Annotated in this window: 11 protein-coding genes; 3 read left to right on the top strand and 8 right to left on the bottom strand. The window is 71.2% G+C overall.

Annotated features, from left to right (window positions below):
- Positions 1-152: 152 nt before the first annotated feature.
- The 4 genes from WME90_RS12415 to treY form a co-directional block, all read right to left on the bottom strand.
- The gene (locus tag WME90_RS12415; protein ID WP_437281316.1) at positions 153-2,516 is read right to left on the bottom strand and encodes a PAS domain S-box protein; all 2,364 of its coding nucleotides are present in this window, start codon (positions 2,514-2,516) and stop codon (positions 153-155) included.
- 252 nt (positions 2,517-2,768) lie between these two features.
- Positions 2,769-3,578, bottom strand: coding sequence for a tRNA (N6-threonylcarbamoyladenosine(37)-N6)-methyltransferase TrmO (gene tsaA / locus WME90_RS12410; RefSeq protein WP_437281315.1), 810 nt, complete (start codon positions 3,576-3,578; stop codon positions 2,769-2,771).
- Positions 3,572-5,416, bottom strand: a complete 1,845-nt coding sequence (gene treZ / locus WME90_RS12405) for a malto-oligosyltrehalose trehalohydrolase (protein WP_437281314.1) — start codon at positions 5,414-5,416, stop codon at positions 3,572-3,574. The genes tsaA and treZ overlap by 7 nt, the downstream gene beginning before the upstream one ends.
- Before the next feature lies 1 nt (position 5,417).
- Positions 5,418-8,621, bottom strand: coding sequence for a malto-oligosyltrehalose synthase (gene treY / locus WME90_RS12400; RefSeq protein WP_437281313.1), 3,204 nt, complete (start codon positions 8,619-8,621; stop codon positions 5,418-5,420).
- Positions 8,622-9,003: 382 nt separating this feature from the next.
- Here treY and WME90_RS12395 point away from each other — a divergent pair, with 382 nt between their 5' ends.
- Entirely contained in the window at positions 9,004-9,654 is a 651-nt protein-coding gene (locus tag WME90_RS12395; RefSeq protein WP_437281312.1) for a winged helix-turn-helix transcriptional regulator, read from the top strand.
- A gap of 84 nt (positions 9,655-9,738) precedes the next feature.
- On the opposite strand, the gene WME90_RS12390 is transcribed toward WME90_RS12395, so the two are convergent.
- The 3 genes from WME90_RS12390 to glgX all read right to left on the bottom strand — a co-directional run bounded on the left by WME90_RS12390 (position 9,739) and on the right by glgX (position 19,110).
- On the bottom strand, positions 9,739-11,307 hold the full coding sequence (locus WME90_RS12390) for a serine/threonine-protein kinase (protein WP_437281311.1): 1,569 nt from the start codon (positions 11,305-11,307) through the stop codon (positions 9,739-9,741).
- 238 nt (positions 11,308-11,545) lie between these two features.
- Positions 11,546-16,594 (bottom strand): AAA family ATPase, encoded by a 5,049-nt coding sequence (locus WME90_RS12385; RefSeq protein WP_437281310.1) that lies wholly within the window; start codon positions 16,592-16,594, stop codon positions 11,546-11,548.
- 191 nt (positions 16,595-16,785) lie between these two features.
- A complete protein-coding gene (gene glgX / locus WME90_RS12380) occupies positions 16,786-19,110 on the bottom strand; it encodes a glycogen debranching protein GlgX (protein ID WP_437281309.1) in 2,325 nt (774 codons plus the stop codon).
- 261 nt (positions 19,111-19,371) lie between these two features.
- On the opposite strand from glgX, the gene WME90_RS12375 reads away from it, so the two are divergent.
- Both WME90_RS12375 and WME90_RS12370 read left to right on the top strand, forming a co-directional pair.
- Positions 19,372-21,012, top strand: coding sequence for a 4-alpha-glucanotransferase (locus WME90_RS12375; protein ID WP_437281308.1), 1,641 nt, complete (start codon positions 19,372-19,374; stop codon positions 21,010-21,012).
- Between the two features lie 229 nt (positions 21,013-21,241).
- A complete protein-coding gene (locus tag WME90_RS12370) occupies positions 21,242-22,549 on the top strand; it encodes an ammonium transporter (RefSeq protein WP_437281307.1) in 1,308 nt (435 codons plus the stop codon).
- Positions 22,550-22,782: 233 nt separating this feature from the next.
- On the opposite strand, the gene WME90_RS12365 is transcribed toward WME90_RS12370, so the two are convergent.
- Positions 22,783-23,574, bottom strand: a complete 792-nt coding sequence (locus WME90_RS12365; RefSeq protein ID WP_437281306.1) for a hypothetical protein — start codon at positions 23,572-23,574, stop codon at positions 22,783-22,785.
- Positions 23,575-23,670: the final 96 nt, after the last annotated feature.

Below are 23,670 nucleotides of genomic sequence, written 5' to 3'. Positions count from 1 at the left end.
CCGCCAGGAAGACCGATCCAGCCCGTATACCGACGCTCCATGATCCTCCGCGGTAGAGCGGAAGCCTTTTCAAAGGTCGAGCCAGCGCCTGTGTGCGAGCGAGCCACATCGAGCCACCGGGCCGGCGCGGCGGCGCCCGGCCCCTCGCGCCGTCACGCCCGCGTCGCCACGGAGGCCAGGAGGCTCTGCAGCGAGCCCGGGTCGATCGGCTTGACGAAGTGCATGTCGAAGCCGGCCTCGCGGATCCGGCGCTGATCCCGCTCCTGGCCGTAGCCCGTCAGGGCGATCATCAGCGACGGGGCGACGTCCGCGCTTTCCTTCAAGGTCCTCGCCACGCCGCAGCCGTCCATCCCGCCGGGGAGGCCGATGTCGCACAGGAGGACATCCGGCCGGAACGAGCGGGCCGCTTCCACCCCCGCGGCCCCGGACAGGGCCACCTCGACCTGATGGCCGTTCATGGCGAGGAGCGCCTGCAGCATCTCGGCGGCGTCCTCGTTGTCCTCGATGATCAGGACGCGCAGCGACCTCGAGACGCCCGGCGACCCCGCGTCTAGGCCCGACGGCGGCGCGGTGCGCTCCGGGGACGCCTCGGGCCCGCGCGCGAGCGGCAGGCGGAGGACGATCTCCGTCCCATGGCCGAGGCCCGCGCTCTCGGCCGACGCCGTCCCGCCGTGGAGCTCGACCAGGCCCTTCACGAGCGCCAGCCCCAGCCCGAGCCCGCCCCGGTTGCGGTCCAGGCTGCGTTCGGCCTGGCTGAACGCCTCGAACATGCACGCCAGCGTCGCCGGATCCATCCCGACGCCCGTGTCGCGGACGCGGATCGCCGCGGAGCCGTCCGACGTCGACAGCGCGACCGTCACCCGGCCGCCGGCGTCGGTGAACTTGTTGGCGTTGTGCAGCACGTTGCTGACCGCCTGAGAAAGGCGCGTGGGATCGCCGGAGACCCAGAGCGGCTCGTCCGGCACATCCAGCCGGAGCTCCAGGCCGCTCGCCTCCAGTGTGCTGCGGTAGTCCTCCGCGGTCTGCCGGAGCAGGCGAGGCAGATCGCAGCGCTCCTTCCGCAGCTGGATCCTCCCGCGCGCCACGCGCGACACGTCGAGCAGATCGTCCACGAGCCGGGCCATGTGCGCCACCTGCCGCTCGATCACGCCGCACGCCCGCAGGAGCGACGGCTGCTCCGCCCCCGGGCTCCGCAGGATCTCCACCGCATTGCGGATGGGTCCGAGCGGATTGCGCAGCTCGTGCGCCAGCATGGCCAGGAACGCGTCCTTGCGCTGGTCAGCTTCCCTCAACGTCGCCTCCGCCTGCTTCCGCTCGGTGACGTCGTGGGCGACGGAGACCAGGAGCCGCCTGCCCGCCGCGTCCTTCCCCAGCGGAGCGGCGCTGAAGACCCACGTGCGCCTGGCGCCGCTCGCCGTGATGATGGTGAGCTCGTTCTCGTCCGAGACCCCGTTCAGATCGAAGAGGGACGCCACCCTGGCGCGGACGGCGGCCCCCGTCGCCCCGTACGCCCTGTCGAACCAAGCCGTCACGGAGGGGATCTGCTCGTGGGTGTACCCGCTGATGTCCGTCCACGCGCGGTTGACGCAGACGACATGCCCGTCCTCGGCGTGGATCATGATGGGAAACGGGGTCTCCATGATGGCGCGGCGCAGGCCCTCCTCGCGCTCCTGCAGCTGGAGTTCCGCCTCCTTGCGCTCGGTGATGTCGATGATCGAGCCGACATAGCCGAGGAACTCGCCGCCCGGGGCGAGCCGCGGAGCGGCCGAGTCGATGCACCAGCGGTACACGCCGTCGCGGCGGCGCACGCGGAAATCCATCCTGTAGGCTTCGTGCCGCTCGTGGGCTCGCCGGAAGGCCTCCTCGGCCGCCGACCGGTCCTCGGGGTGCACCGCCTCGAGCCACCCGCTGCCCAGGGCGGCCGACTCGGTCTGGCCCGAGAAGTCCAGCCAGCCCCGGCTCGCGTACGTGCAGCCGCCATCGGCGCCCGTCATCCAGCTCATGACGGGCGCGTGATCGGCCATGGTGCGGAAGCACACCTCGCTGTCCCGCAGGGCCTCCTCGGCGCGCCGCTTGGCGGTGCTCTCGCGCCCGGTCTCCAGGACGAGCCGCCGGCGCTCCGCCCCTTCCACGAGCCGCAACCGGCTCTCGACCACGATCTCCCGGCCGTCGCGGGTCGTGCGCCGGAGCTCGCCCTCCCAGAGGCCGTCCCGCGTGAGCGCCGCCTCGATCTGCTCGAGCGGCGCCGGGAGCGCGGTGCGCAGGAGATCATGGCTCGACCGCCCCAGCGCCTCGCGCGCCGGGAAGCCGTAGAGCTGCTCGGCCCCGGGGCCGAAGTACACGATGGCGCTCGCCGCGCCGAGCTCCCACGCGAGCGCCGCCTCACCGAGATGATCGAGGAGGGCCGCCTTCAGCCGCAGCTCACCCGCGGCCTGCCCCCTGTCGCCGCGGCCGTCCTCCGGCGAGGCTGAGTACGGGACCGGCGAGGGCTCGCAGACACAGTGGAGAGGGCTCACCCCCTGATCGGCCACGTCGCCGCAACGCTCCGGCCGCACCGTCAGCAGGCGTCTCCGTCGAGCGCGCCGGCTCGATATCCAGGTGAGATGTCACCGACGAACACGCAGACCATTTGTCCGCCTCGAGCGCGTGCTGCAAGCGATGCAGGGCGTGAATCGACACGGGAGATCCGCGGAAATCCAGGCGATCTGCGCGCGCCTGGCGAACAGACGATCCGCGCGTCGGGCGATCTGCGCGTCGATCGACGACCGCTAGCCGCGGCCGAACCGCTCCACGAACCGCCGGTGCGCCTCGATCTCGGGGCCCTCGCCGCCGACGAGCTCCTTCTCGCGGTAGCCCGTCGCCACCGACAGCACCTCGATCCGGCGCCCCTCCGCCCTGAAGCGCACCCGCCAGGACGTCACGGCGAGGCGCATCGCGTCGCCATCGGCGCGGATCCGGCGGTAGGGGTGCGGCTGCGGGCCGAGCGCGAGCACCCGGTCCACGCGCTCCCGCAGCGCGAAGCCGTGCGCCTCCTCGATCCACGCGGCCTGCTCGGCGGCGCGCGCGCACCACGCCACCTCGAAGCCGGGGTCGGGATCGACCGGCGCTTCGGCGCCCGGATCCTGCGCGAGCGGCGCGAGCCAGCCGGTGCGCGCGCTCGGGTACGCGTCCGCGTACGGCACGTAGGGCTTCAGATCGAGCACCGGCGTGCCGTCGATCATGTCCACGCCGCCGACGCGCAGGGTGAGCCCGTCCACCGCGAGGAGCCTCACCGCGCTGAGGCCGATCGGGTTCGGGCGGTGCGGCGAGCGCGTCGACAGCACGCCGCGCCGCTTGCCGGCGCTCCGCGGCGGCAGCACCTTCGGGCGCCAGCCCTCATTGAGGTGGAACCAGAAGACCACCCAGAGGTAGTCCCACCCCTCGATGTCCGACAGCGCGTGCTCCAGCCCGAGGCCCGGCACGAGCTCGATCGTCCCCTCGGCGCTGCCCGCCGCGTTGGGCTGCCGGGGCGCGCTCACCCGATCGGAGAACGGCGTGCGCACCACGCCGATGGGCGTGAACGTGACGGGCTTCAGCACGCCGCCCCGGAGGGCTCGGGCACCTCGACGATCAGGACCGCCGGCCCCTCGAGCTCCACGCGGCCGCGATCGAGCGGGGGCCGCCGCGCCGCGCCGCCGAACCTCGTCTCCTCGCTGAACGCGAGCGCCCGCGCCTCCGGGCGGCCGAGGTCGAGCGAGAGCGCGCCCCGGAGCGCGTAGAGCGCGATCACGAGGGCCCCACCGCCGCGGCGCTCGAGGCAGATCGCGTCCGGCGAGAGCGCGTCGGCCGAGAAGGCGCCGCGCGCGCGGCTCCGCAGCGCGGGGTGCGACGCGCGGAGGCGGAGGAGCTCGCGGTACCACGCGAGCACGCCGGCGTGCTCGGGCCGCCGCCGCTCGGCGTCGTCGAGCTTCGATCGCTGGAACGTGCGCGGATCCTGTGGATCCGGCACCTCGGCGCCTGCGAACGCCGCGAAGTACTGGAACTCGCGCCGGCGGCCCTCGGTCACGAGCCGGCCGAGCTCCGCCTCGTGATCGGTGAAGTACTGGAACGGCGTCCGCGCGTTCCACTCCTGGCCCATGAACAGGAGCGGCGTGTACGGCGTGAGCAGGAGGAGCGCCGACATCGTCCGGAACGCCGCCGGGCTCACCGTGTCGCCGAGCCGATCGCCGACAGCGCGGTTGCCGATCTGATCGTGGTTCTGGATGCAGTGGACGAAGCGCGGCGGCGGCACCGGATCCGCCAGCGTACCCCGCGGCTTGCCCGAGTGCTTCGAGATCTGCCCCTCGTAGAGCCACCCCTTGCGGATCGTCGCCGCGATGTCCTCCGCGGTGCCCGTGTGATCCTCGAAGTAGCCGTCGCGGTCCCCGGCGAACAGGACGCGCAGCTCGTGGTGGAAGTCGTCGGACCACACGGCGTCGAGGCCGTACCCGCCCTGCTCGACGGGCGTCACGAGGCGCGCGTCGTTGTGGCTGTCCTCGGCGATGACGAGGACGCGCCGCCCCTCGCCGGCCGCCCGCGCGCGCTCGCCGATCTCCCGGAGGATGTGGGGCTCCGAGTCGTCGACGATCGCGTGGGTCGCGTCGAGGCGGAGGCCGTCCATGTGGAAGTCGCGGATCCACATCTCGACGTTCTCCAGGACGAGCGCGCGGACCTGCTCGGCGCCCTCGCCGTCGTAGTTCACCGCGTCGCCCCAGGGCGTCTTGTGGCGATCGGTGAAGTAGCGCCTCGCGTAGGCGCGGAGGTAGTTCCCGTCGGGGCCGAAGTGGTTGTAGACGCAGTCGAGGATCACCCCCATCCCCGCGGCGTGGGCCGCGTCGACCAGGCGGCGCAGGCCCGCCGGGCCGCCGTAGGCCGCGGCGGGCGCGAAGAGGTCGACCCCGTCGTACCCCCACCCGCGCTCGCCCGGGAAGCTCGCGACCGGCATGAGCTCGATCGCCGTGATCCCGAGCTCCCGGAGCTCGGCGAGCCGCCCGATCAGCGCGTCGAACGTGCCCTCCGGGGTCGCCGCGCCGACGTGGACCTCGTAGAGGACGAGATCCTCGAGCGCGACGCCCCGCCACCCCGCGTCGGTCCACGCGAACGAGGGATCGTCGACCGCGGACGGGCCGTGGACGCCGAGCGGCTGGGCGCGGGCGTACGGGTCCGGGAACGGCCCCTCGCCGTCGATCCGCACCTTGTAGAGCGCGCCGGCCCCGAGGCCCGGCGCCGTCGCCTCGAAGTAGCCGCCGCCGGTCGGGGCCGCCGGCAGCGCGCCCGTGACCTCCTTGCCGTCGGCCCCGTAGGTGACGAGCTCGATCCGATCGTGGTCGGGCGCCCAGACGCGGAAGCGAACCGCGCCGCCCTCGATCCACGCGCCCATCGTGCGCATCGCCTTCATCTCACTGGCCTCGCTGAGCCGCCCGCAGCAGCAGGGCGACGGGGAAATCGGAGAGCACGCGGTCGAGCGGGAGCGTCGCGCCGTCCCTCGGCTCGGAGGGCGCGGCCGCGTCGCGCGGCGGAGCGACGGAGGGCGACGCCGCGATCTCGGCGCCGGTGAAGAGATCCGTGTAGAGGCCGGGCTCCACGTCGATCGAGGTGCCGGCCCACGCCGCGCCGATCGGCGGGGAGCACGCGCCGCCGAGCAGCCGCGCGCTGAACCGGGGCGCGACCACGACGACCGAGCGCCCGTCCGGCGCGCGGCGCGCGAAGGCGACGACGTGCGCCTCGCGATCGCCGATCACGGCGCGCGGCGCGTAGTCCCCGTCGGCCCCGAAGAGCGCCGGGTGGCGCCGGCGCAGATCGAGCGCGACGTGCGTGACGAACAGCTTGACGCGGCCGTCGGGCGCCTCGGCGCAGAGCTCGCGCGCGAGCGCGCGGCCCCCGCCGCCCTGTTGCCCGCGCCGCGCGCGGATCTCCGCGAGCGCCCGCTCGCGCGCCGCGTAGTCGACCGGGCGGCGGTTGTCCGGGTCGACGAGGCTAAAGTCCCACACCTCGTTGCCCTGGTACACGTCGGGCACGCCCGGCGACGTGAGCTTCAGGAGCGTCTGCGAGAGCGAGCCCCACATGCCGTGGTACGCGACCACGCGCGCGAGCGGCAGGAGCGCGCCCAGGACCTCCGCGGACGAGACCGCCTTGCGCACGAACGCCTCGACGGCGGCGTCGTACTCGGGCTGCGCGTCGATCCAGGACGTGTTGACCTTCGCCTCCTTCGTGGCCTTGCGCATGTACTCCACGAGGCGGTCGGCGTACGCCGAGAGCGCGTCGCCCTCGGGCGCGCGCGGGCCTCGCGCACCGCTGGGCCCGCCGAGCAGCGGCTCGATCGGAAGGCTGCCTAGGAGCGTCTGGTAGAAGAGGTACTCCTCGTTGCTGTCCGGCGCGAGGCGGCCCTCGATCTCGGCCTTGAGCGGCGCGGCCGCGGCGGCGGCGCGGTGGAGCGCCTCCTCCCAGGCCGACGGGAGCTCCGAGAGCACGCTGATGCGCGCCCGCACGTCCTCGCTCCGCTTCGTGTCGTGCGTCGACGTCGCGAGCATCGAGTACGGCCACGCCCGCTGCCGCTGCACGTTGCCGCGGTGGAACGCGAGGACGCTCGAGCCGTAGCGCTCGGGCTCGCCCCCGACCTCGTTCAGCGACACGAGCCGGTTGTAGATGTAGAACGACGTGTCCTCCAGCCCCTTGGCCATCACCGGCCCGGTGAGCTGCTGGAACTTCATCACGAAGTCGCAGAAGAGGTGCCGGTCCTCCTCGCGGTAGAGATCCGTGCCGTCGAGCATCAGGACCGAGCGCACGAACGTGAAGATGGATCCCTCCATCGTCGGGTTCTGCCGGCGCGCGAGGGCGACGGCGCGGCCGATGGCGACGCGGTCGTGATCGGAGATCGTCGGCGTCCGCTCGTTCATGTAGGTGCGGTAGACCGGGAAGCACGCGATGACCTCGCGCAGCGCCTCGTTGAGCGAGCCCAGCGTGAAGTCGCGGAAGCGGCGGTCGCGCTCGGTGAGCCGGTTCAGGGCGTGGGTGAGCACGTTGAGCTCGCTCGCCAGGGCCGTCCGGAGGATCACCTTCTTCTTCTCGTACACGAGCTCCTCGAACGCCATGTGATCGCCGATGAACCGCTCGTAGATCGCCGTCATCTGCCCCTCGCTGGAGGCGTCGACGAAGAGCTCGCCCACGGCCGCGGTGAAGTCGTAGCCGCTCGTCCCGTGGACGGGCCACGCCTCGGGCAGCGTCTCGCCGCGCGCGAGGATCTTCTCGACGACGACGTAGAGCGGCCTCGTGATCGACGCCCCGCTCGCGGCGCGCTCCGAGAGGACCGCGCGGAGGGCCGGCTCCAGCCGGGCGAAGCGGGCCTCGGGGCGGCGGCGCGGGTCGAGGAAGCTCTTCTGCTCCGGCTCGCTCGACGCCTCGGCGAGGAAGCGGCGCCGGCAGCGCTCGATGAGGTAACCCCGCTGCAGCTCCTCGAAGTAGCCGATCGGGTCCCAGAGGCCGTCGGGGTGGTCGATGCGCAGCCCCGTGACCTGCCCCCGCTCGCAGAGCTCGAAGACGAGGCGGTGCGCCTCGGTGAACACCGGCCGGTGCTCCATCCGGATCGCGGCGAGGTCGTTGATGTCGAAGAACCGGCGGTAGTTGATCTCCTCGGCGGCGGTGCGCCAGAAGCTGAGGCGGTAGGCCTGCTCCTCGAGCAGCGCCTCGATCGGGTCGAAGCTCCGCGGATCGCCCGCCTTGCCGTTGATCCGCAGGACGCCCTCGGCCAGCGCCGCCGCGATGTCGGGCGAGTCCGCGACGAGCGACGCGAGCCGCCGCTTGAGGATCTCCTTCTCCCGGCGCCGCTCGATCACCTTGGCCCGCTGGGTCTCGGTCCGCGGCGGCATGTTGCGGAGCCCGGTCAGGATGCTCTGCAGCTCGAGGAGCGCGTCGTGCTCCTCGCCGAGCGCCGCGACGAGCCCGGGCACGAGCGGCCCGATGATCATGCTGTACGTCCGCGGGTTCACCGGGAAGACGTGATCGAAGTACCGGAGCATGAACGCGCCGTTGTCGAACTCGATCTTGAGCTCGCCGCGCTCGAGCACGCGCCCGAAGTGGTCGCCGAGCACGGGGAGCAGCACCTTGTGCTTGAGCTCCGTCTTGAGCGGCGCCCAGTCGATGTCGAAGAACGGCGCGTAGAGCGAGCTCGGGCCGTTCTGGAGGACGTCGTTCCACCAGGCGTTGTCGGAGGTGCCGATGCCCATGTGGTTCGGCACGAAGTCGAGCAGGAGGCCCATGCCGTGCGCCGCGAGCTCGCCGGTGAGGCGGTCGAGATCGGCGCGATCGCCGATCGCGGGGTTGAGCGCGTTGTGGTCGACGAGGTCGTAGCCGTGCATGCTCTCGGGGCGCGCCTTGAAGAACGGCGACGAGTAGAGGTCGCTGATGCCAAGCGCGTCGAGGTAGGCGACGAGGCGCCGCGCCTGCTCGAAGGTAAAGTCCTTGTTGAGCTGCACGCGGTACGTTGCGCGCGGCAGGCGCGGCGCCACGCCTTCGCACGCCGCGTCGATGAGCTGCGCTGCCGTCGCCTGCAGGCCGGCGCCGTCCGCATGGCCGCTCGTCTGCTGTTCGTCTGACGTTCCGGTCATCCCTCGGTTGCCTCCGGCGGCAGAATCTACTGCGAACGAAGCGATGGGCATCCACGGATCTGCGCAGCTCGCGCGGCTCCTGTGGGCGCGGCTCGCGACACGAAGGGAGAGCCTGATGCGCCTACGGGGAACACAGCAGCGATGATGCGGCGCTTTGGCCAGCGCCACGGCACGCGGGAACGGGCGGAGGTGCGGAAGCGGAAGAGGAGCGCTGGGCTCAGCGGCTGTCGGACGCGCACCGGGCTCAGCCGTGCCCCCTTGTCACGCCGTCGCTTCGTACCAGAGCACGACGTTCCCGTTGCTGAAGCTGCGCGTCTTCTAGTTAGTCCTACTTTAGGATTATTTGGTCCTCCTTCGCAAGTTCTATTAGGATGCGGCGGCCATGACCGGTCTGAGAAGCTACGGAGATCCTTGCGGCATTGCGCGAGCGCTCGATCTCGTTGGCGAGCGGTGGGCTCTCCTCATCGTGCGTGAGCTCCTGCTCGGCCCGAAGAGGTTCACGGACCTCCGCGACGGCCTTGCCGGCGCGAGCCCCAACGTGCTGTCGCAGCGGCTCCGCGAGCTCGAGGGCGGCGGCGTCGTGCGGCGGCACAAGGAGGGCGCGCCGACCTACGAGCTCACGGACTGGGGCCGCGAGCTCCATCCGCTGCTCGTGCAGCTCGGCCGGTGGGGTGCGCGCTCGCCCGCCCGGCCCGCAGGCCCCCTGAGCGTCGACGCGCTGATGATCGCGCTCGAGGCGACGTTCGTCGCGGACGAGGCCACGGGCCTCTGCGCGATGTACGAGCTTCGACTCGGCGAGGCGCGGCTCTCGATCGCGGTCGATGGCGCGACCATCGCCATCGCGCGGGGCGCTCCGCGCCGGCCTGACGCCGTGATCGCGACCGATCCCGCCACGTTGCGCGCGGTCGTCTTCGGGGATCAGAAGCTCGCCGACGCGCCGGTCGAGCTCCAGGGCGACAAGCGCCTCGCTCGGGCGTTCTTCCGTCTCTTCGCTCGGCCGCGGCCAGGCCATCAGAGCGCGCCCGCTGGATAGCGGGCCAGCCCGACGGTCACGGCGCGCCGGAGGGGCTCATGGAGATCGACCTGCGGGCGCCACGGCGCGCCTCGCGATCGACGCTCAAAAGATCGCGCTCTTCCGCGTGCCTGCGTCGGTCGCCCGCTTTCGTGAGGGCGCTCTGCCGGTGCTCGCCGGCGCGCCTGACGCACGGGCGGGGCTCGCCACGGCTGGCCGCGGCGCGGGCGCCGGAGGTTTCGGGACGGGGCGCGCCGCGGCTGGCCGCGGCGTGGACGCCGGCGACGTCGGGGCGGGGCGCGCCGCGGCCGGCTGCGGCGCGGGCTCCGGAGGCGGCGGGACGGAGGACGGCGCTATCGCGGGCTCGGCCGCGGGAACGGTCGAACACGTGTCCACGTGCGGCGCCGTGGGCGCCTGCGCCACGGGAGCGCGGTGGGCGGCGGCGAGCACCTCGCCGCTGATCGCACGCAGCTCGGAGGCGGCCTCCGAGCGCTGCGACGGCAGCGCGGCGGCGAACGAGAGCCCCAGCCCGAGCGCCGCGATGAGGCCAGCCGCCGCGAGGAGCACCGGGGTCCGCCGCGTCATCGCGGCGGGCGCTGGCGCGGCGTTCGCGCCCGACGCGAAGGCCGCGGCCACGAAGGCGGAGATCATCGGCTCGATGGAGGGGAATCGCTCCGCCGGATCCAGGGCGAACGCGCGCGCGAACCACGTCTCCAGCGCCGGCGGCGCGTCCGGGCACAGCGTCGACAGCGGGGGGCGCGCGCCCTCGATGATGGAGGCGAGCACATCGGCGATGGTGCGGCCGGCGAAGGGCTGCTGGCCGGTGAGCGCCACGTGCGCGACCACCGCGAGGGCCCACATATCGAGCTGTGGATCCGACTGCCCGTCGCACGTGTGCTCCGGGCTGAGGTAGCCCGGCGTGCCCAGCACCACGCCGTCCGCGGTCTGGCGGGGGAAGTCGGCCGCCAGATCCTGACGGATCCACTTGGCTATCCCGAAGTCGGCGACCTTGGCGCGGAGGCGTCCGTCGCGCCCCTCGCGGAGCAGGATGTTCGATGGCTTGATGTCGCGGTGCACGATCCCGAGGCCGTGCGCCACGGCGAGCGCCTCTCCGATCTGGCGGAGGAGCGCGGCCAGATCGGCCGCGGGGACCGGCCCTCGCTCGTGGATCAACTGCCGGAGGGACCGGCCGTGCACGTACTCCATGACGAGGTACGGGCCTGCCTCGGCGTCCTCGCCGGCGTCGTGCACCGTAACGATGAAGTCGGTCTTCCGCCCGAGCTGGGCCGCGACCTGCGCCTCGAAACGGAAGCGCTCCATCACGTCGATAGCGAGGTTCTGGCGCGGGAGCACGAGGAACTTGAGCGCGACGTCGAAGCGCCGGACGTTATCGTGTGCGCGCCACACCTCGCCCATCGCGCCCTGGCCGAGCGGGTGGAGGAGCCTGTACCGCCCGCCGACGACGCGGCCGGGAAGGAGCTGCGCTCGGGCCTCGTCGCGCGCTGCGCCCCCCGGAGCGAGAAGGCCGGGCGGCGGAGGCTGCCCGCCCAGCGTGGTAGCCTCGCGCGCGGCGTCCCTCGCCGGGGAATCGGGCTGTCGGCCCAGAGAGGGCGGCTGCAGCACGCCGGTGATCTTTGTGCCGCCCCCGTTCCCCGGACCGATCGCTGTGTCCATGGGACAGCGACCTGTGGAGAGGGGCGACGACATGTCCTCAGCGTATCGCGAATGCGGATGCCTTTGAACGGCGAATGCCCTGGCCCGCTCGCGCACGCGCGCCGCATGCCCACGCGACAGCGACGTTCGACGCAGCGCAGCTGTACTTATCGTTCGATCGCGCTGCCGAGCTCTCGCGGCGTGGAGCTCCCTGGCTCCCGCCTCCCGTTCAGGCGCGGCGCTGGCCGGAGATAGCTGCCTACAGCAGCCGACTTTGACCCAGGCGGCGGAGCGCGAACGCGATGCCGCTCTGCAGGCTCCCCTTCACCACGATGGACTGCAGCTCGACATCGAGGTCGACGAGCGTCCGCGCGACCTCGGGGCGAATGCCCGTGAGCACCACCTTCGCTCCGATGAGCCGCAGCGCGGTCGCCGCGCTCACCAGCATCGCGGCGACGCTGCTATCGACCGACTTCACGCCGGTGACGTCGATGATCACCACCGCCGCGTGGGATTGCTGCGCCCCCTCCAGGGCCGTCTGGACGATCTGGCGCGCCCGCGCTTGATCCACGGTCCCGATGAGGGGCATCACCATGATCCGGTCGGTGATCGGGATGAGCGGGGTCGACATCTCCGACAGCCGCTCCGTCTGCCCCCGGATGATCTCGCCCTGGAGCTTCGCCCGCTCGTCCTCGGCTCGCTCGCGCTCGCGGAGCTCGAAGACGAGCCGCTCGTTCGCCCGGCGGAGCTCCTCGGTGCGGTGGGTGATCCGATCCTCCAGCGCCTCGTTCAGGCGCCCGAGCTCGCGCGCCGAGGCCTCCGCGCGCGCGACGAGCCGCGCGTTCTCGACGGCGATGGCGGCCTGCGAAGAGAGGAGCGCGCACAGGTCGATCCGCGCCGGGTTGAAGACCTCGGTCGCCGCGCCGTTCTCCAGATAGAGGATGCCCGTCAGCTCTCCCTTGTGCATCATGGCCATGCAGAGCAGCGATTTCGGCTGCATCACGGCGATGTAGGGGTCCCCCGCGAAGCGGCTCTCGCTGGAGGCGTCGCCGAGGACCACGGGCTCACGGGTCCTCTCGACATACTGCACGACGGAGCGCGCGATCTCGTCGCTGGTCTCCGCCGGGACCGGAGGGCCGATCGTGACCTTGTGGGGGTCGATCGTGATCGTGGCCTCGAGCGTGAGCCGGCCGTCCTGCTTGAGGAGGAGGACGCCTCTCTGCGCGCCCGCGTGCTCGATCGTGAGCCTCATCAGGCGGTCGATGATCTCGTCGAGGACGATCTCGCCGGCGATCGTCTGCGCGGCGCGGCTGATCGTGATCGTGTCGAGGATGGACGTCCCCCTGCCCGTCGTCGTCCTCGTGATGAGCTCCGCGCCCTTCGTGACGGGCGGCGCCGCGAGGTGCAGGAAGAGGTGCGGGTGCTTCCCGGCGAGGTCGTCCGCCTTCGCCGTCGCGCCCCACCGCAGGTAGCCTTGATAGGCATCCTTCATGTGAATGGACGCGATCTTCTTTCGCCCGCCCGCCAGGTGGAACCTCGCGGCGAGCTCGCTCGCGAGCGCCTCGTGGTGGAAGAACTCGCTCCGTCCTGCGGCCTCGACGGCCGCGTCGTAGAGGTTCGTGGCCTTGAGCTCGTCGCCCTCGATCCGCGCTCGCTCCGCCTCGATGAGCAGCTTCTTGTGCAGGTAGTTCTCGGGGCAGCCTTCCGCCCATTCAGCGAGCTTTCGCTGGTGCTTCGTGAGCAGCTCCGCGAGCTCCCGCTGCTCGGCGGCGTCCCTCGTCGGGTAGAGCCCGCAATAGACCAGGCAGAGGAAGAAGACGCGATCCGTCTCGGCGTGGGTGCCGTTGGCGACCGCGTTCTGCGCCTCTGCGAGGAGCGCCATCGCGAGGGCGCCCTCGTACTCCTCGTAGAGGGTCGAGAGCTCCATCTTGACGGTGTAGTACCAGGCGGCCGCCATCATCATCCCGGGCTGCTCGAGCGTCGCGACGAAGGAGTCCTCGTCGAACGTCTCGTCGCTCAGCGACAAGGGGCCCCTCGTGCGCCCCGTGAGGGCCACGATCATCTGCTTGCTGATCCGGAGGATGACCTCGGTGAGCGGGGTCCTGGTCCGCTGCATGAGCGCGAGGAGCCCGTCGGCCTCGTCCTCCACGGCGCCGAGCTCGTCGCCCAGGCCCAGCCGAAAATCGAGGTTGCGGTGAGCGGTGTAGGCGAGGAAGAGCAGATCTCCCGACTCGAGGCCCGCGCGCTGCGCCTGCTCGAAGTAGCCAAGCGACGATCGGAGCGGCTTGTAGAACGCGTTGACCTGCCCGAAGATGAAGCCCACCTGGCACCGCAGCGCGACGGCGTTGAACCGCTCACAGAGGTCCAAGGCGAGCCTCGCGAACCTGTACGCCTGCTCGTACGAGCCCAGCCAGCCGCACAGGAGGATGGCATACGCCCCGAAGATGCCGGGCGACTGCTCCGAGAGGCCATACGTCAAGGAGAGCGTCATCTCCTTGGCCATGATGAAGGAGCAGAACCGGGCATCGACCATGTAGGCTGCGGGGGCCAGGATCCTCAGGATCGGCATCACGGCCTTCTTGTCGGGATCGGTCATCGCGGGGGCGTGCAGCAGATCTTCGATCCGCCGCCCGATCAGCTTCGCCTGCGCTTCTGCGATCTCCGCGTCTGCCGCCGCCTTGCCCGCCTCGGCGGTCTCGGGCAGCTCGATCCCGAAGGGCGCGAGCGCCGTCCGGCCGACATCGATGGCCTTGTCGAACTGGTTCCTCGCGCAACAGACGACGATGCTGAGCGTTCGAACGCGCGCCACGTCGAGGTGGGACGCCGCGCGGCGCAGCAGGGTGTCGAGCGAGGATTCCGCCGCGTCGAACGCCCCGCTCGCGTACTCGCACTCGGCCTGCTCCATGTGGAGCGCGAACGTCAGCGCGTAGTCCTTGCCCCAGGCCGCCTCGCCGAGCAAGGACAGGCCGGCCCGGTAGTACCCGACGGCCGCCTCGTAAGCCGCCGACGCCTTCGCCTTCCGGCCCGCGGCGAGGTTCAGGCGCGCGAGCGCGAGCCGCTCGCCCGGCTCCTCGATCAGCGCAGCGCCGATGTTCAGGTGGTTCGCGATCTCGAACAGGGCCTCGTCCCGCGGCTCGTCGCCGCTCCTCGCCCAGAGGAGCCGCCCGATCCTGAGGTGCGCCGCCTGCTTCTCGTCCTCCCCGACGAGCGAATACGCGGCCTGCTGCACGCGATCGTGCACGAACCGGTAGGCGACATGGAAGGTCTCGGCGAACCCCGAGAGCGACGCGTCCTGAGCCGCGCGGTCATCCAGGAAGCGGTACTCCGCGTGGAGGGGCAGGACGAGGCCCTCCCGGAGCGCTTCCCAGAGATCAGCGGCCATGTCGACCTGCGATCGCTCCTGGATGATCGCGAGCGAGCTCAGGTCGAACCGGTAACCCATGCAGGCGGCGAGCTTCAAGGCATGTCGGGTGTTCTCCGTCAACCTCAGGATCTTGCCTGCCATGAAGTCGACCACGTTGTCCGTGATCATTCGCTCGCGGATTCGCTCGACATCCCAGCTCCAGCTGTCCGAGGGCGCGTCGAACGTGAGCAGCTCCTCCTGCTCGAGCGCCACCACGAACTGGTTCAGGAAGAACGGATTGCCGTGCGTCTTGTTCCACACGAGCGCAGCAAGCGGCGCGATCGGCTCCTTGCCGCAGCCGAGGGCGTCCGCGATCAGCTGCGTTGTGTCCGGCAGGGAGAGCGGTTCCAGCGCGATGTGCGACACCGCGGCCCCGGCCTCCCGGAGCCGCTCCAGGGCGAGCGTCAGCGGGTGGGCCTCGTCCACCTCGTTGTCGCGATAGGCCCAGAGCACGAGCAGATGGCCGCGCTCCGGATCCGACATGATCTGCTCGAGGAGGCTCAACGAGGCCGGATCTATCCACTGGACGTCGTCCAGAAAGACCGCCACCGGGTGCTCTCGGGTCGCGACGGCGCGGAGGAAGCGCTGGAATACAAGGGCGAAGCGGTGCTGCGATTCGGTGGGCCCGAGCGGCGGGGCGCTCGGCTGCGGCCCGATCAGGAGCTCGAGCTCTGGCACCAGGTCGACGAGGATCTGCCCGCTCGATCCGAGGGCGAGCTGCAGGCGGCTCTTCCAGCCCGAGAGCCGCTCCGCGGGCTCCGCAAGGAGCTTCCGGCAGAGCTCCCGTAACGCGCGCGCGACAGGCGCATACGGCGTGCTGCGGTCGAGCTGGTCGAACTTCCCTTCGATGAAGGCTCCGCCATCGCGGGCGATGAATCGGTGCATCTCATGGACCAGCACCGATTTGCCGACACCCGCGTAGCCGGAGACCAGGAAGAGCTCGGCCGCGCCTCGGGTCGCGCGCTGCCATGCGCTCCCGAGCGCCGTCGTCTCCGCCGCTCGCCCATAGAGCCTCTGCTGGAGACGGAGCTTGCCCGACCGATCGCGCCGGCCGAGCGGGAAGGGCTCGATGCGGCCCGTCATCGAGAGCTTCGCCAGGCACTCGTCCAGATCGGCCTTGAGCCCGCTCGCGGTCTCGTAGCGATCCTCGGCCGCCTTGGAGAGCAGCTTCATCACGATGTCGGAGACGACGGGCGGGATCTCGGGCGAGACCTCGTGCGGAGGGAGCGGCCTCCGCGCGATATGGCTGTGGACGAGCTCCACCGGATCCGTGGATTGGAACGGCAAGGCGCCGGTCAGCATCTCGTACAGGGTGACGCCGAACGAATACAGGTCCGTGCGGTCGTCGAGGATCCGGTTCATCCGGCCCGTCTGCTCCGGAGACATATAGGCGAGCGTCCCCTCCAGCGTGTCGGGGCGCTCGGCGCCCTGCGTCTCCCGGGAGAGGCGGGTGGCGATGCCGAAGTCGATCAGCTGAGCCGACCACGTCTCTGGACGAGACAGGATGTTGTGCGGCTTGATGTCCTTGTGGATGATGCCGTGTCGATGGAGGGACGTCAGCGCGCCCGCCACCGAGGAGGCGACCTTCAGCGTGGCGCCGAGGTCGAGCCTGCGCGTCTTCAGGACGACGTTGAGGGGGGAGCCGCCGAAATCCTCCAGGATGAGCGCGAGGCTGCTCCCGTGCCTCTCGAGGCCGTGCGTCTTCACGACGCCCGCCAGCGAGAGATCTCTCAGGATGCCATACTCGTGCCTGAGCTTGGCGAGCACCCTCGGGTCGGGACAATCGCTCTTGGGGATCTTGATGACCACTGGCGCACGATCGGTGTTCCGGTAACCGCCGTACAACACGGCATCGGAGCTCTGTTGGATCTCCGAGGTGATCGTGAACTGAGGTATTTGGACCATTCCATCCCCACTTGATTACTCCACCTTTAATAAAAGAGCGGAGCACCTAGGAGATGCAAAGTCGTTGCACCCTGTCAAGGGGCAGCTCGGCGAGGAGCGATCTCCAGCGCAGCGCGCCGGGCGCCGCGTGACAGGATGTCGACGTGGGCGAGAGGGGCCAGCGCGGCGCGCTGGGCGGCGGGTCGGGACAGCTACGCGCGCTGCGCCTTCACGCGCTTGACCTTCTTCTTCTCCTTGCGCTCCAGGAGCCGCAATACGGCCACGGACCGGTCGACGAGCAGGTAGCGCTCTCCCCCTGCCCTCGCCGGGACCGTGCGCGCCGGCTCCCCGGCGGTGCGGGTGTCGATGAGCACCTCCCACCGCTCGCCGAACTCGATCGCGGGCAGCACGAACTCCAGCGGCGAGTGGTTCGCGTTGATGAGCACGAGCAGCGTGTCGCCGGAGATCGGCTCGCCGCGCGGGCCGAGCGCCCAGAGGGCGTCGCCCCCGAGCAGGTAGCCGATCGCCCGCGCGTTCGGGTGGGTCCAGTCCTCCGGCGTCATCTCGGCGCCGTCGGGGCGGAACCACACGATGTCCTTGAGCCCGCTCCCGTGCACGTAGCCGCCCGAGAAGAACATCCGCCGGCGCAGCACGGGCTGGCTGCGCCGAAGGGCGATGAGGCGGCAGGTGAACTCGAAGAGCTGCTTCCGCCGCTCGTCGAGGTCCCAGTCGTGCCAGGAGAGCTCGTTGTCCTGGCAGTACGCGTTGTTGTTGCCGAGCTGCGTCTTGCCGATCTCGTCACCGGCGTTGATCATCGGCACCCCCTGCGAGAGGAGGAGCGTCGCGAGGAGGTTGCGCTTCTGGCGCTCGCGCAGCTCGATGACCACAGGGTCGCTGGAGGGGCCCTCGACGCCGTGGTTGTAGCTGTGGTTGTTGTTGGTGCCGTCCCGGTTGCCCTCGCCGTTCGCCTCGTTGTGCTTCTCGTTGTACGAGACGAGATCGTTCAGGGTGAAGCCGTCGTGCGCCGTGACGAAGTTGACGCTCGCGTACGGGCGGCGCCCGCTCGACGCGTACAGATCGCTCGACCCGGTGAGCCGATACCCGAGGTCGGCCGCCAGCAGATCGCCCTTCCAGAAGCGGCGCACCGAGTCGCGGTAGCGATCGTTCCACTCGGTCCAGAGGACCGGGAAGTTGCCGACCTGATAGCCGCCCTCGCCCACGTCCCACGGCTCCGCGATGAGCTTCGTGCGCGAGAGCACCGGGTCCTGGTGGATGATGTCGAAGAACGAGCTCAGGCGGTCAAAGTCGTGGTGCCCGCGGGCGAGGGCCGACGCGAGGTCGAAGCGGAATCCGTCGACGTGCATCTCGGTCACCCAGTACCGCAGGCTGTCCATCACCAGCTGGAGCGTCTCGTAGTGACGCGTGTTCACCGTGTTCCCGCAGCCCGTGAAGTCCATGTAATAGCGCGGGTTGTGCGGGACGAGCCGGTAGTAGGTCCAGTTGTCGATCCCCTTCAGCGAGAGCGTCGGACCGAGGTGGTTCCCCTCCGCCGTGTGGTTGTACACGACGTCGAGGATCACCTCGATGCCCGCGGCGTGGAGCGCCTTCACCATCGCCTTGAACTCGGTCACCTGCTGCCCGAGCCGCCCGCTCGACGAGTAGCGGCCCGCGGGCGCGAAGTACGCGAGCGTGTTGTAGCCCCAGTAGTTGACGAGCCCGCGCTCCCAGATCTCGCGCTCGCTCGCCATCTCGTGCACGGGGAGCAGCTCGAGCGCCGTCACGCCGAGCTTCTTGAAGTGGGCGATGGCCGCGTCGGAGGCGAGCCCCGCGTAGGTGCCGCGCAGGTTCGCCGGGATGCCCGGGTGCCGCTGGGTGAAGCCCTTGACGTGGACCTCGTAGATGATCGTGTCCTGCCAGCGCGTGGCCGGCGGCCGGTCGCCGTCCCACGCGAAGCGGTGGTCGACGACGACGGACTTCGGCGCGCCCCAGGCGCTGTCGCGGTGGCAGATCTCCAGGTCGTCGAGCGGGGCCGGCGGGGGCGGCGGCGTGGAGTCCTTCCCGCGCGCCTCGGCGCGGCGCTCGCCCGCGGCCTTGCCCCCGCCCTTCTCGGGCGCCGCGCCGTCCCTGCCCGCGTCCTTGGGTCGGCCGGCGCCGCCGTCGCCGCGCTCGGGGTGCCCGCCGCGGTCGTAGGCGAAGAGCGGCGCCTTCCAGTTCGGCTCGCTGGAGAGCGCGTACGCGTAGGGATCGACGAGGAGCTTCGCGGGGTTGAAGCGCTGCCCGGAGCGCGGGTCGTAAGGCCCGTGCACCCGGTAGCCATAGAGCTGGCCGGGCTTGAGCCCCGGCACGTAGCCATGGAAGACGTGGGCCGTCCGCTCGGGGAGCTCGATGCGCTCGCGCTCCACGACATCGTCGACGGCCTCGAAGAGGCAGAGCTCGACCTTCGTGGCGGACTGGGAGAACAGTGTGAAGTTGACCCCCTCGCCGTCATAGACGGCGCCTAGGGGGGTCGGCGTGCCGGGCCATATGCGTCTGGTCATCTGAAAAACCTGTGAAGCCGCCCTATTCGCGAGATCGGCGCCGCTGTCGAGACACAAGCGCGCGCGGCCCCATTTTTCGGTCGCCGCCCCCGGGATCGTCGGCGGCCCGGCCGCGAGCCGGGCCCGCCCTCGCGCCGCGCTCGGCGTCGCTGCGGCGGCGGCAGCGCGACCACGCGATCCACGGAGCAGAAGGGCATCCCGGACGGCGCGACCCGGGCTAGACTCCGCCCCTGAACGCCTGGAGCCAAGCGAAAAACGCCCATGTCTTCCCCCTCTGCCGAAAATCAGTCCCAGAGCTCCCCTCGTCCTTCCGACGCGCGCCGCCGCATCGCCGGCGTCACGGTGCCGCTCTTCTCCCTTCGCAGCGATCGCTCGTGGGGCATCGGCGAGATCGGTGATCTCCCCGAGTTCGCCGCGTGGATGCGCGCCGCGGGCCTGCGCCTCGTGCAGCTCTTGCCGCTCGGCGAGGTGTCGGGGGGCGAGACGTCGCCGTACATGGCGCTCTCCGCGTTCGGGATCGATCCGATGTACATCTCGCTGTCCGCCGTGCCCGAGCTCCCGGCGGAGCGGCTCGGCGAGGCGCTCGGCGACGACATGGCGGCGCTCGATGAGGCGCGGAACAGCGCGCGCGTCCACTACGATCTCGTGCGCCGCGTGAAGCGGCGGGCGCTGCGCTTCGCCTTCGACGTGTTCGAGCGCGAGCACCACGCGAAGCAGACGCCGCGCGCGGCCGAGCTCGGCGAGTTCGTGAAGCGGCAGTCGGACTGGCTGCCCGACTACGCGCAGTTCCGCGCGTTCAAGGACGCCTTCGAAGGCGTCGCGTGGTGGGACTGGCCCGAGGCGATCCGCGAGCGCAAGCCGGAGGCGCTCGAGGCGCTGCGGCGCGAGCGCGCAAGGGACATCCTGTTTTACGAGTACGTCCAGTGGCTCGCGCACACGCAGTGGGAGGCGGCGCGCGCGGATCTCCGGGGCAAGGGCGTGGAGATCATGGGGGATCTCCCGTTCATGGTGGCGCGCGACAGCGCCGACGTGTGGGCGCACCAGGGCGAATTCCGGCACGACATGACGGTCGGCGCGCCGCCCGACCAGTTCGACACGGAGGGGCAGCGGTGGGGGCTCCCGCCGTACTTCTGGGCCCGGATGCGCGAGAACGACTTCGCGTGGCTCAGGCGGCGCTGCCGCTACACGGGGCTGCTCTACGACCGGTTCCGGATCGATCACCTGGTCGGCTTCTACCGGACGTACATCTTCCCGGAGCAAGGGAGGACGGCCGAGGGGGGCGAGCGGCCCAAGGCGACGTTCGATCCGGCGGAGGAGGCGGAGCAGCGCGAGCACGGCGGCCGGGTCGTGGGCGCGATGCTGGCGGGGGCGGCGGAGACCGGGGCGCAGCTCGTGGCGGAGGATCTCGGCGCGGTGCCGCAGTGGGTCCGGGAGTCGCTCACGCAGCTCGGCGTGCCGGGCTACAAGGTGCTGATCTGGGAGAAGGACGACGTCGTGTTCCGCGATCCGGCGGAGTATCCGGAGCTCTCGGTGGCGTGCTTCGGGACGCACGACACCGACTCGGTGGTTGTGTGGTGGGAGTCGCGGGACGACCGGGAGCGCGCCGGGGTCCTCGAGCTGCCGCAGCTCGCGCCGCGCCGGAACGAGCTCGGCCGGGAGTTCACGAAGGAGGCGCACCGCGCGCTGCTCGACCTGATCCTCGGCTCGAAGAGCGAGCTCGTACTGCTGCTCCTCCAGGACGTGCTCGCCACGCGCGATCGGATCAACGTCCCGGGGACCGTGGGGCCGCAGAACTGGTCGCTCCGGCTGCCGGCGCCGCCGTCTGCGCTCGATCGGGATCCCGAGGTGCGGGCCGCGCTCGATCGGGTGCGCGAGAGCGTCGAGGCCAGCGGGCGCGGATAACGCGTCATCTCCCGCCGTCTCACGCCCCCTCGGGCCACCGGCGATATAGTCTCACCAAAAATCCGTCGATTCGCTGTAAGAGCGAGTCGGCCAGCGCGCTGACGGCGGAGGCGCCCACGCGCTGACTCGCTGCGTCGTCGCGGTATGCTTCGTGCAATCGCGAAGTATATGCCGACGAAACATTCCGGAAAACTGCCTTCTCTTACTGTCGCTGTCGAGGAGGCCACCAGTGAACGAAATCAACGCCTCGGACACCACCTGGCTCCTGGTCTCGTCAGCAATGGTTCTGCTGATGACGCCAGCGCTGGCCCTGTTTTACGGGGGCATGGTCCGAACGAAGAACACGCTCAGCACATTCATGCACAGCTTTTTCGCCATGGGGATCGTCACCCTGGCGTGGGTGACGCTCGGGTACTCGATGGCGTTCGCCGAATCCAAGGGCGGGTTCATTGGCGGCTTCGACTACGCGTTCCTGAACGGCGTTGGCACCGAGCCGCGCGCCGGGACGACGGTACCTCACCTCCTGTTCATGGCGTTCCAGATGATGTTCGCCATCATCACGCCGGCGCTGATCTCGGGCGCCTACGCGGAGCGCATCAAGTTCTCTTCGTATGTGGTGTTCACGCTGCTCTGGTCGCTCCTCGTCTACAGCCCCATCTGCCACTGGGTGTGGAACCCGGGCGGATGGCTCCTCGCGCGCGGCGCGCTCGACTTCGCCGGCGGTACCGTCGTTCACCTCGCCTCGGGCGCGAGCGCGCTCGTGATGGCGATCGTGATCGGCAAGCGCAAGGGGTACCCGACGCGCAAGATCGTGCCGCACAACCTCACCATGACGCTGCTCGGCGCCGGCCTCCTGTGGTTCGGCTGGTTCGGCTTCAACGGCGGCTCCTCGCTCGCGGCGAACGGGCTCGCCGCGGTGGCGTTCGTGAACACGCACATCGCCGCGGCGATCGCGGCGCTCGCCTGGGCCCTCATCGAGGCCGTGCGCTTCGGCAAGCCGTCGCTCCTCGGCGTGGCGTCGGGGCTCGTCGCGGGCCTCGTCGCCATCACGCCGGCGGCGGGCTTCGTCGGGCCGATGGCGTCCGTCGCGATCGGGCTCGCCGCGGGCGCGGTGTGCTACGGCGCCGTGATGCTGAAGGGCAAGCTGGGTTATGACGACAGCCTGGACGCGTTCGGCATCCACGGCGTCGGCGGGCTGCTCGGCGCGCTGCTCACCGGCGTGTTCGCCTCCAAGGTGTGGAATTCGGCCGGACAGGACGGCCTCATCAAGGGCAATTCGGCGCTGCTCACCGAGCAGGCCATTGCGGCCGTGGTCGCCGCGGCTTACGCGGCGGTGGTCACCCTCGTGCTCGTGAAGGGGATCAGCGCGGTGATGGGCTTCCGGGTCGACGAGGAGGTCGAAGACGAGGGCCTCGACGGCGCCCTCCACGGCGAGGAGGCCTACTCGCTCGGCGAGGGCGGCGCTCACGCCGCCGAGAGCGTGCCCCCGGCCCCCAGGCCGGCGCCGGCGCCCGTCCTCGCGCGCGAAGGCGCCTGATCCAGCGCAGCGGAGGCTCACGCGCGGAGGCCGCCCGGCGGGTGCCAGGCGGCCTTCGCCGCTTTGTCCCCTGCCCTTCTTCGCCGAGAGCGCTCGACAACAAGGCGCTCGGAAGCTCCTTTATCCCTCCGTGCCCTCTGGACCGCTGTGGATCGAGCTCTCTCCGCGGCGCGACGCTCGCGCATCTCATGCGCGCGTCTCGCCGAGCGTCGAGCAGCGCGGCGAGAGGGGCGTCACCTGCACGTGAAGGTGGGCTCGCCGGTCTCCTCGCAGCCGTGCTCGCAGGTGACCTTGGCGCACCCGCAGCGGCGAAGCGCGCCGCGATCGCCGTCGGCGCGCTGATCGCAGTCGTCGCTGATCGTGCGGCACTCGTCGTGGCAGCGCCCGATCTGGGCGGGCGACGGCGCGCAATCGACGGGCGCCGCACCGCCGGACGAGCCCGCGCCGCCGCACAGCTCGACGGACGCGACCTGCTCCAGCAGCGGGATGCGCCCCCCGATCATGCACTGCGCGTGCGGCTCGCAGACGAGATCCCGCAGCACCGCCACCACGCGGACGCGCTGCCCCCTCAGCGAACGCCAGTCGGCACCGAGCCAGCGCTCGGCGTCCTCGCGCGACAGGATCCTCCCGGCGATGAGGGGCTGCGAGCCCTTCGTCAGCTCCAGCGCGCCGACCCAGCGCTCGCGCGCGGGCGCCTCGCCAGGTCCCCCCGTCGGCGGAGAGACCGGCGGCGCGCCGGCAGACGCGGCGCCCACGGCGGGGGCCGGTGCAGCGCCCCGCGCCGTCGGCCCCGGCGAGGCGACCGGCGCCGTCGGCCCCGGCGAGGCGACCCGCGCCGTCGGCCCCGGCGAGGCGACCGGCGCCGTCGGCCCCGGCGAGGAGGGAACGCTCTCCGCGCAGCCCAGCGCCCCGGCGCAGCACGCGCCGAGCAGCGCCCCCAGGAGCGATCGCCGCGCCCCCGCCGCGACGGGAGCGCGCCGCGGGGCACGCACCGAGCTCATGGAAGGCACGAGCCACTCTACCACGCGCCATCGTGCGCGCGCGCCATGGGGCGCGTCGCTCCTGCGAAGCGAGCCGCACGGGCGCAGCGGCCGTGCGCCCGAGAGCCGCGGCCGTGCGCC

Origin of the sequence: Sorangium sp. So ce375, from assembly GCF_051473855.1 — a bacterium.
Lineage (GTDB): Bacteria > Myxococcota_A > Polyangia > Polyangiales > Polyangiaceae > Sorangium.
Note: the sequence above shows the minus strand (reverse complement) of the source record. Positions and strands in the feature narration are given on the sequence as shown.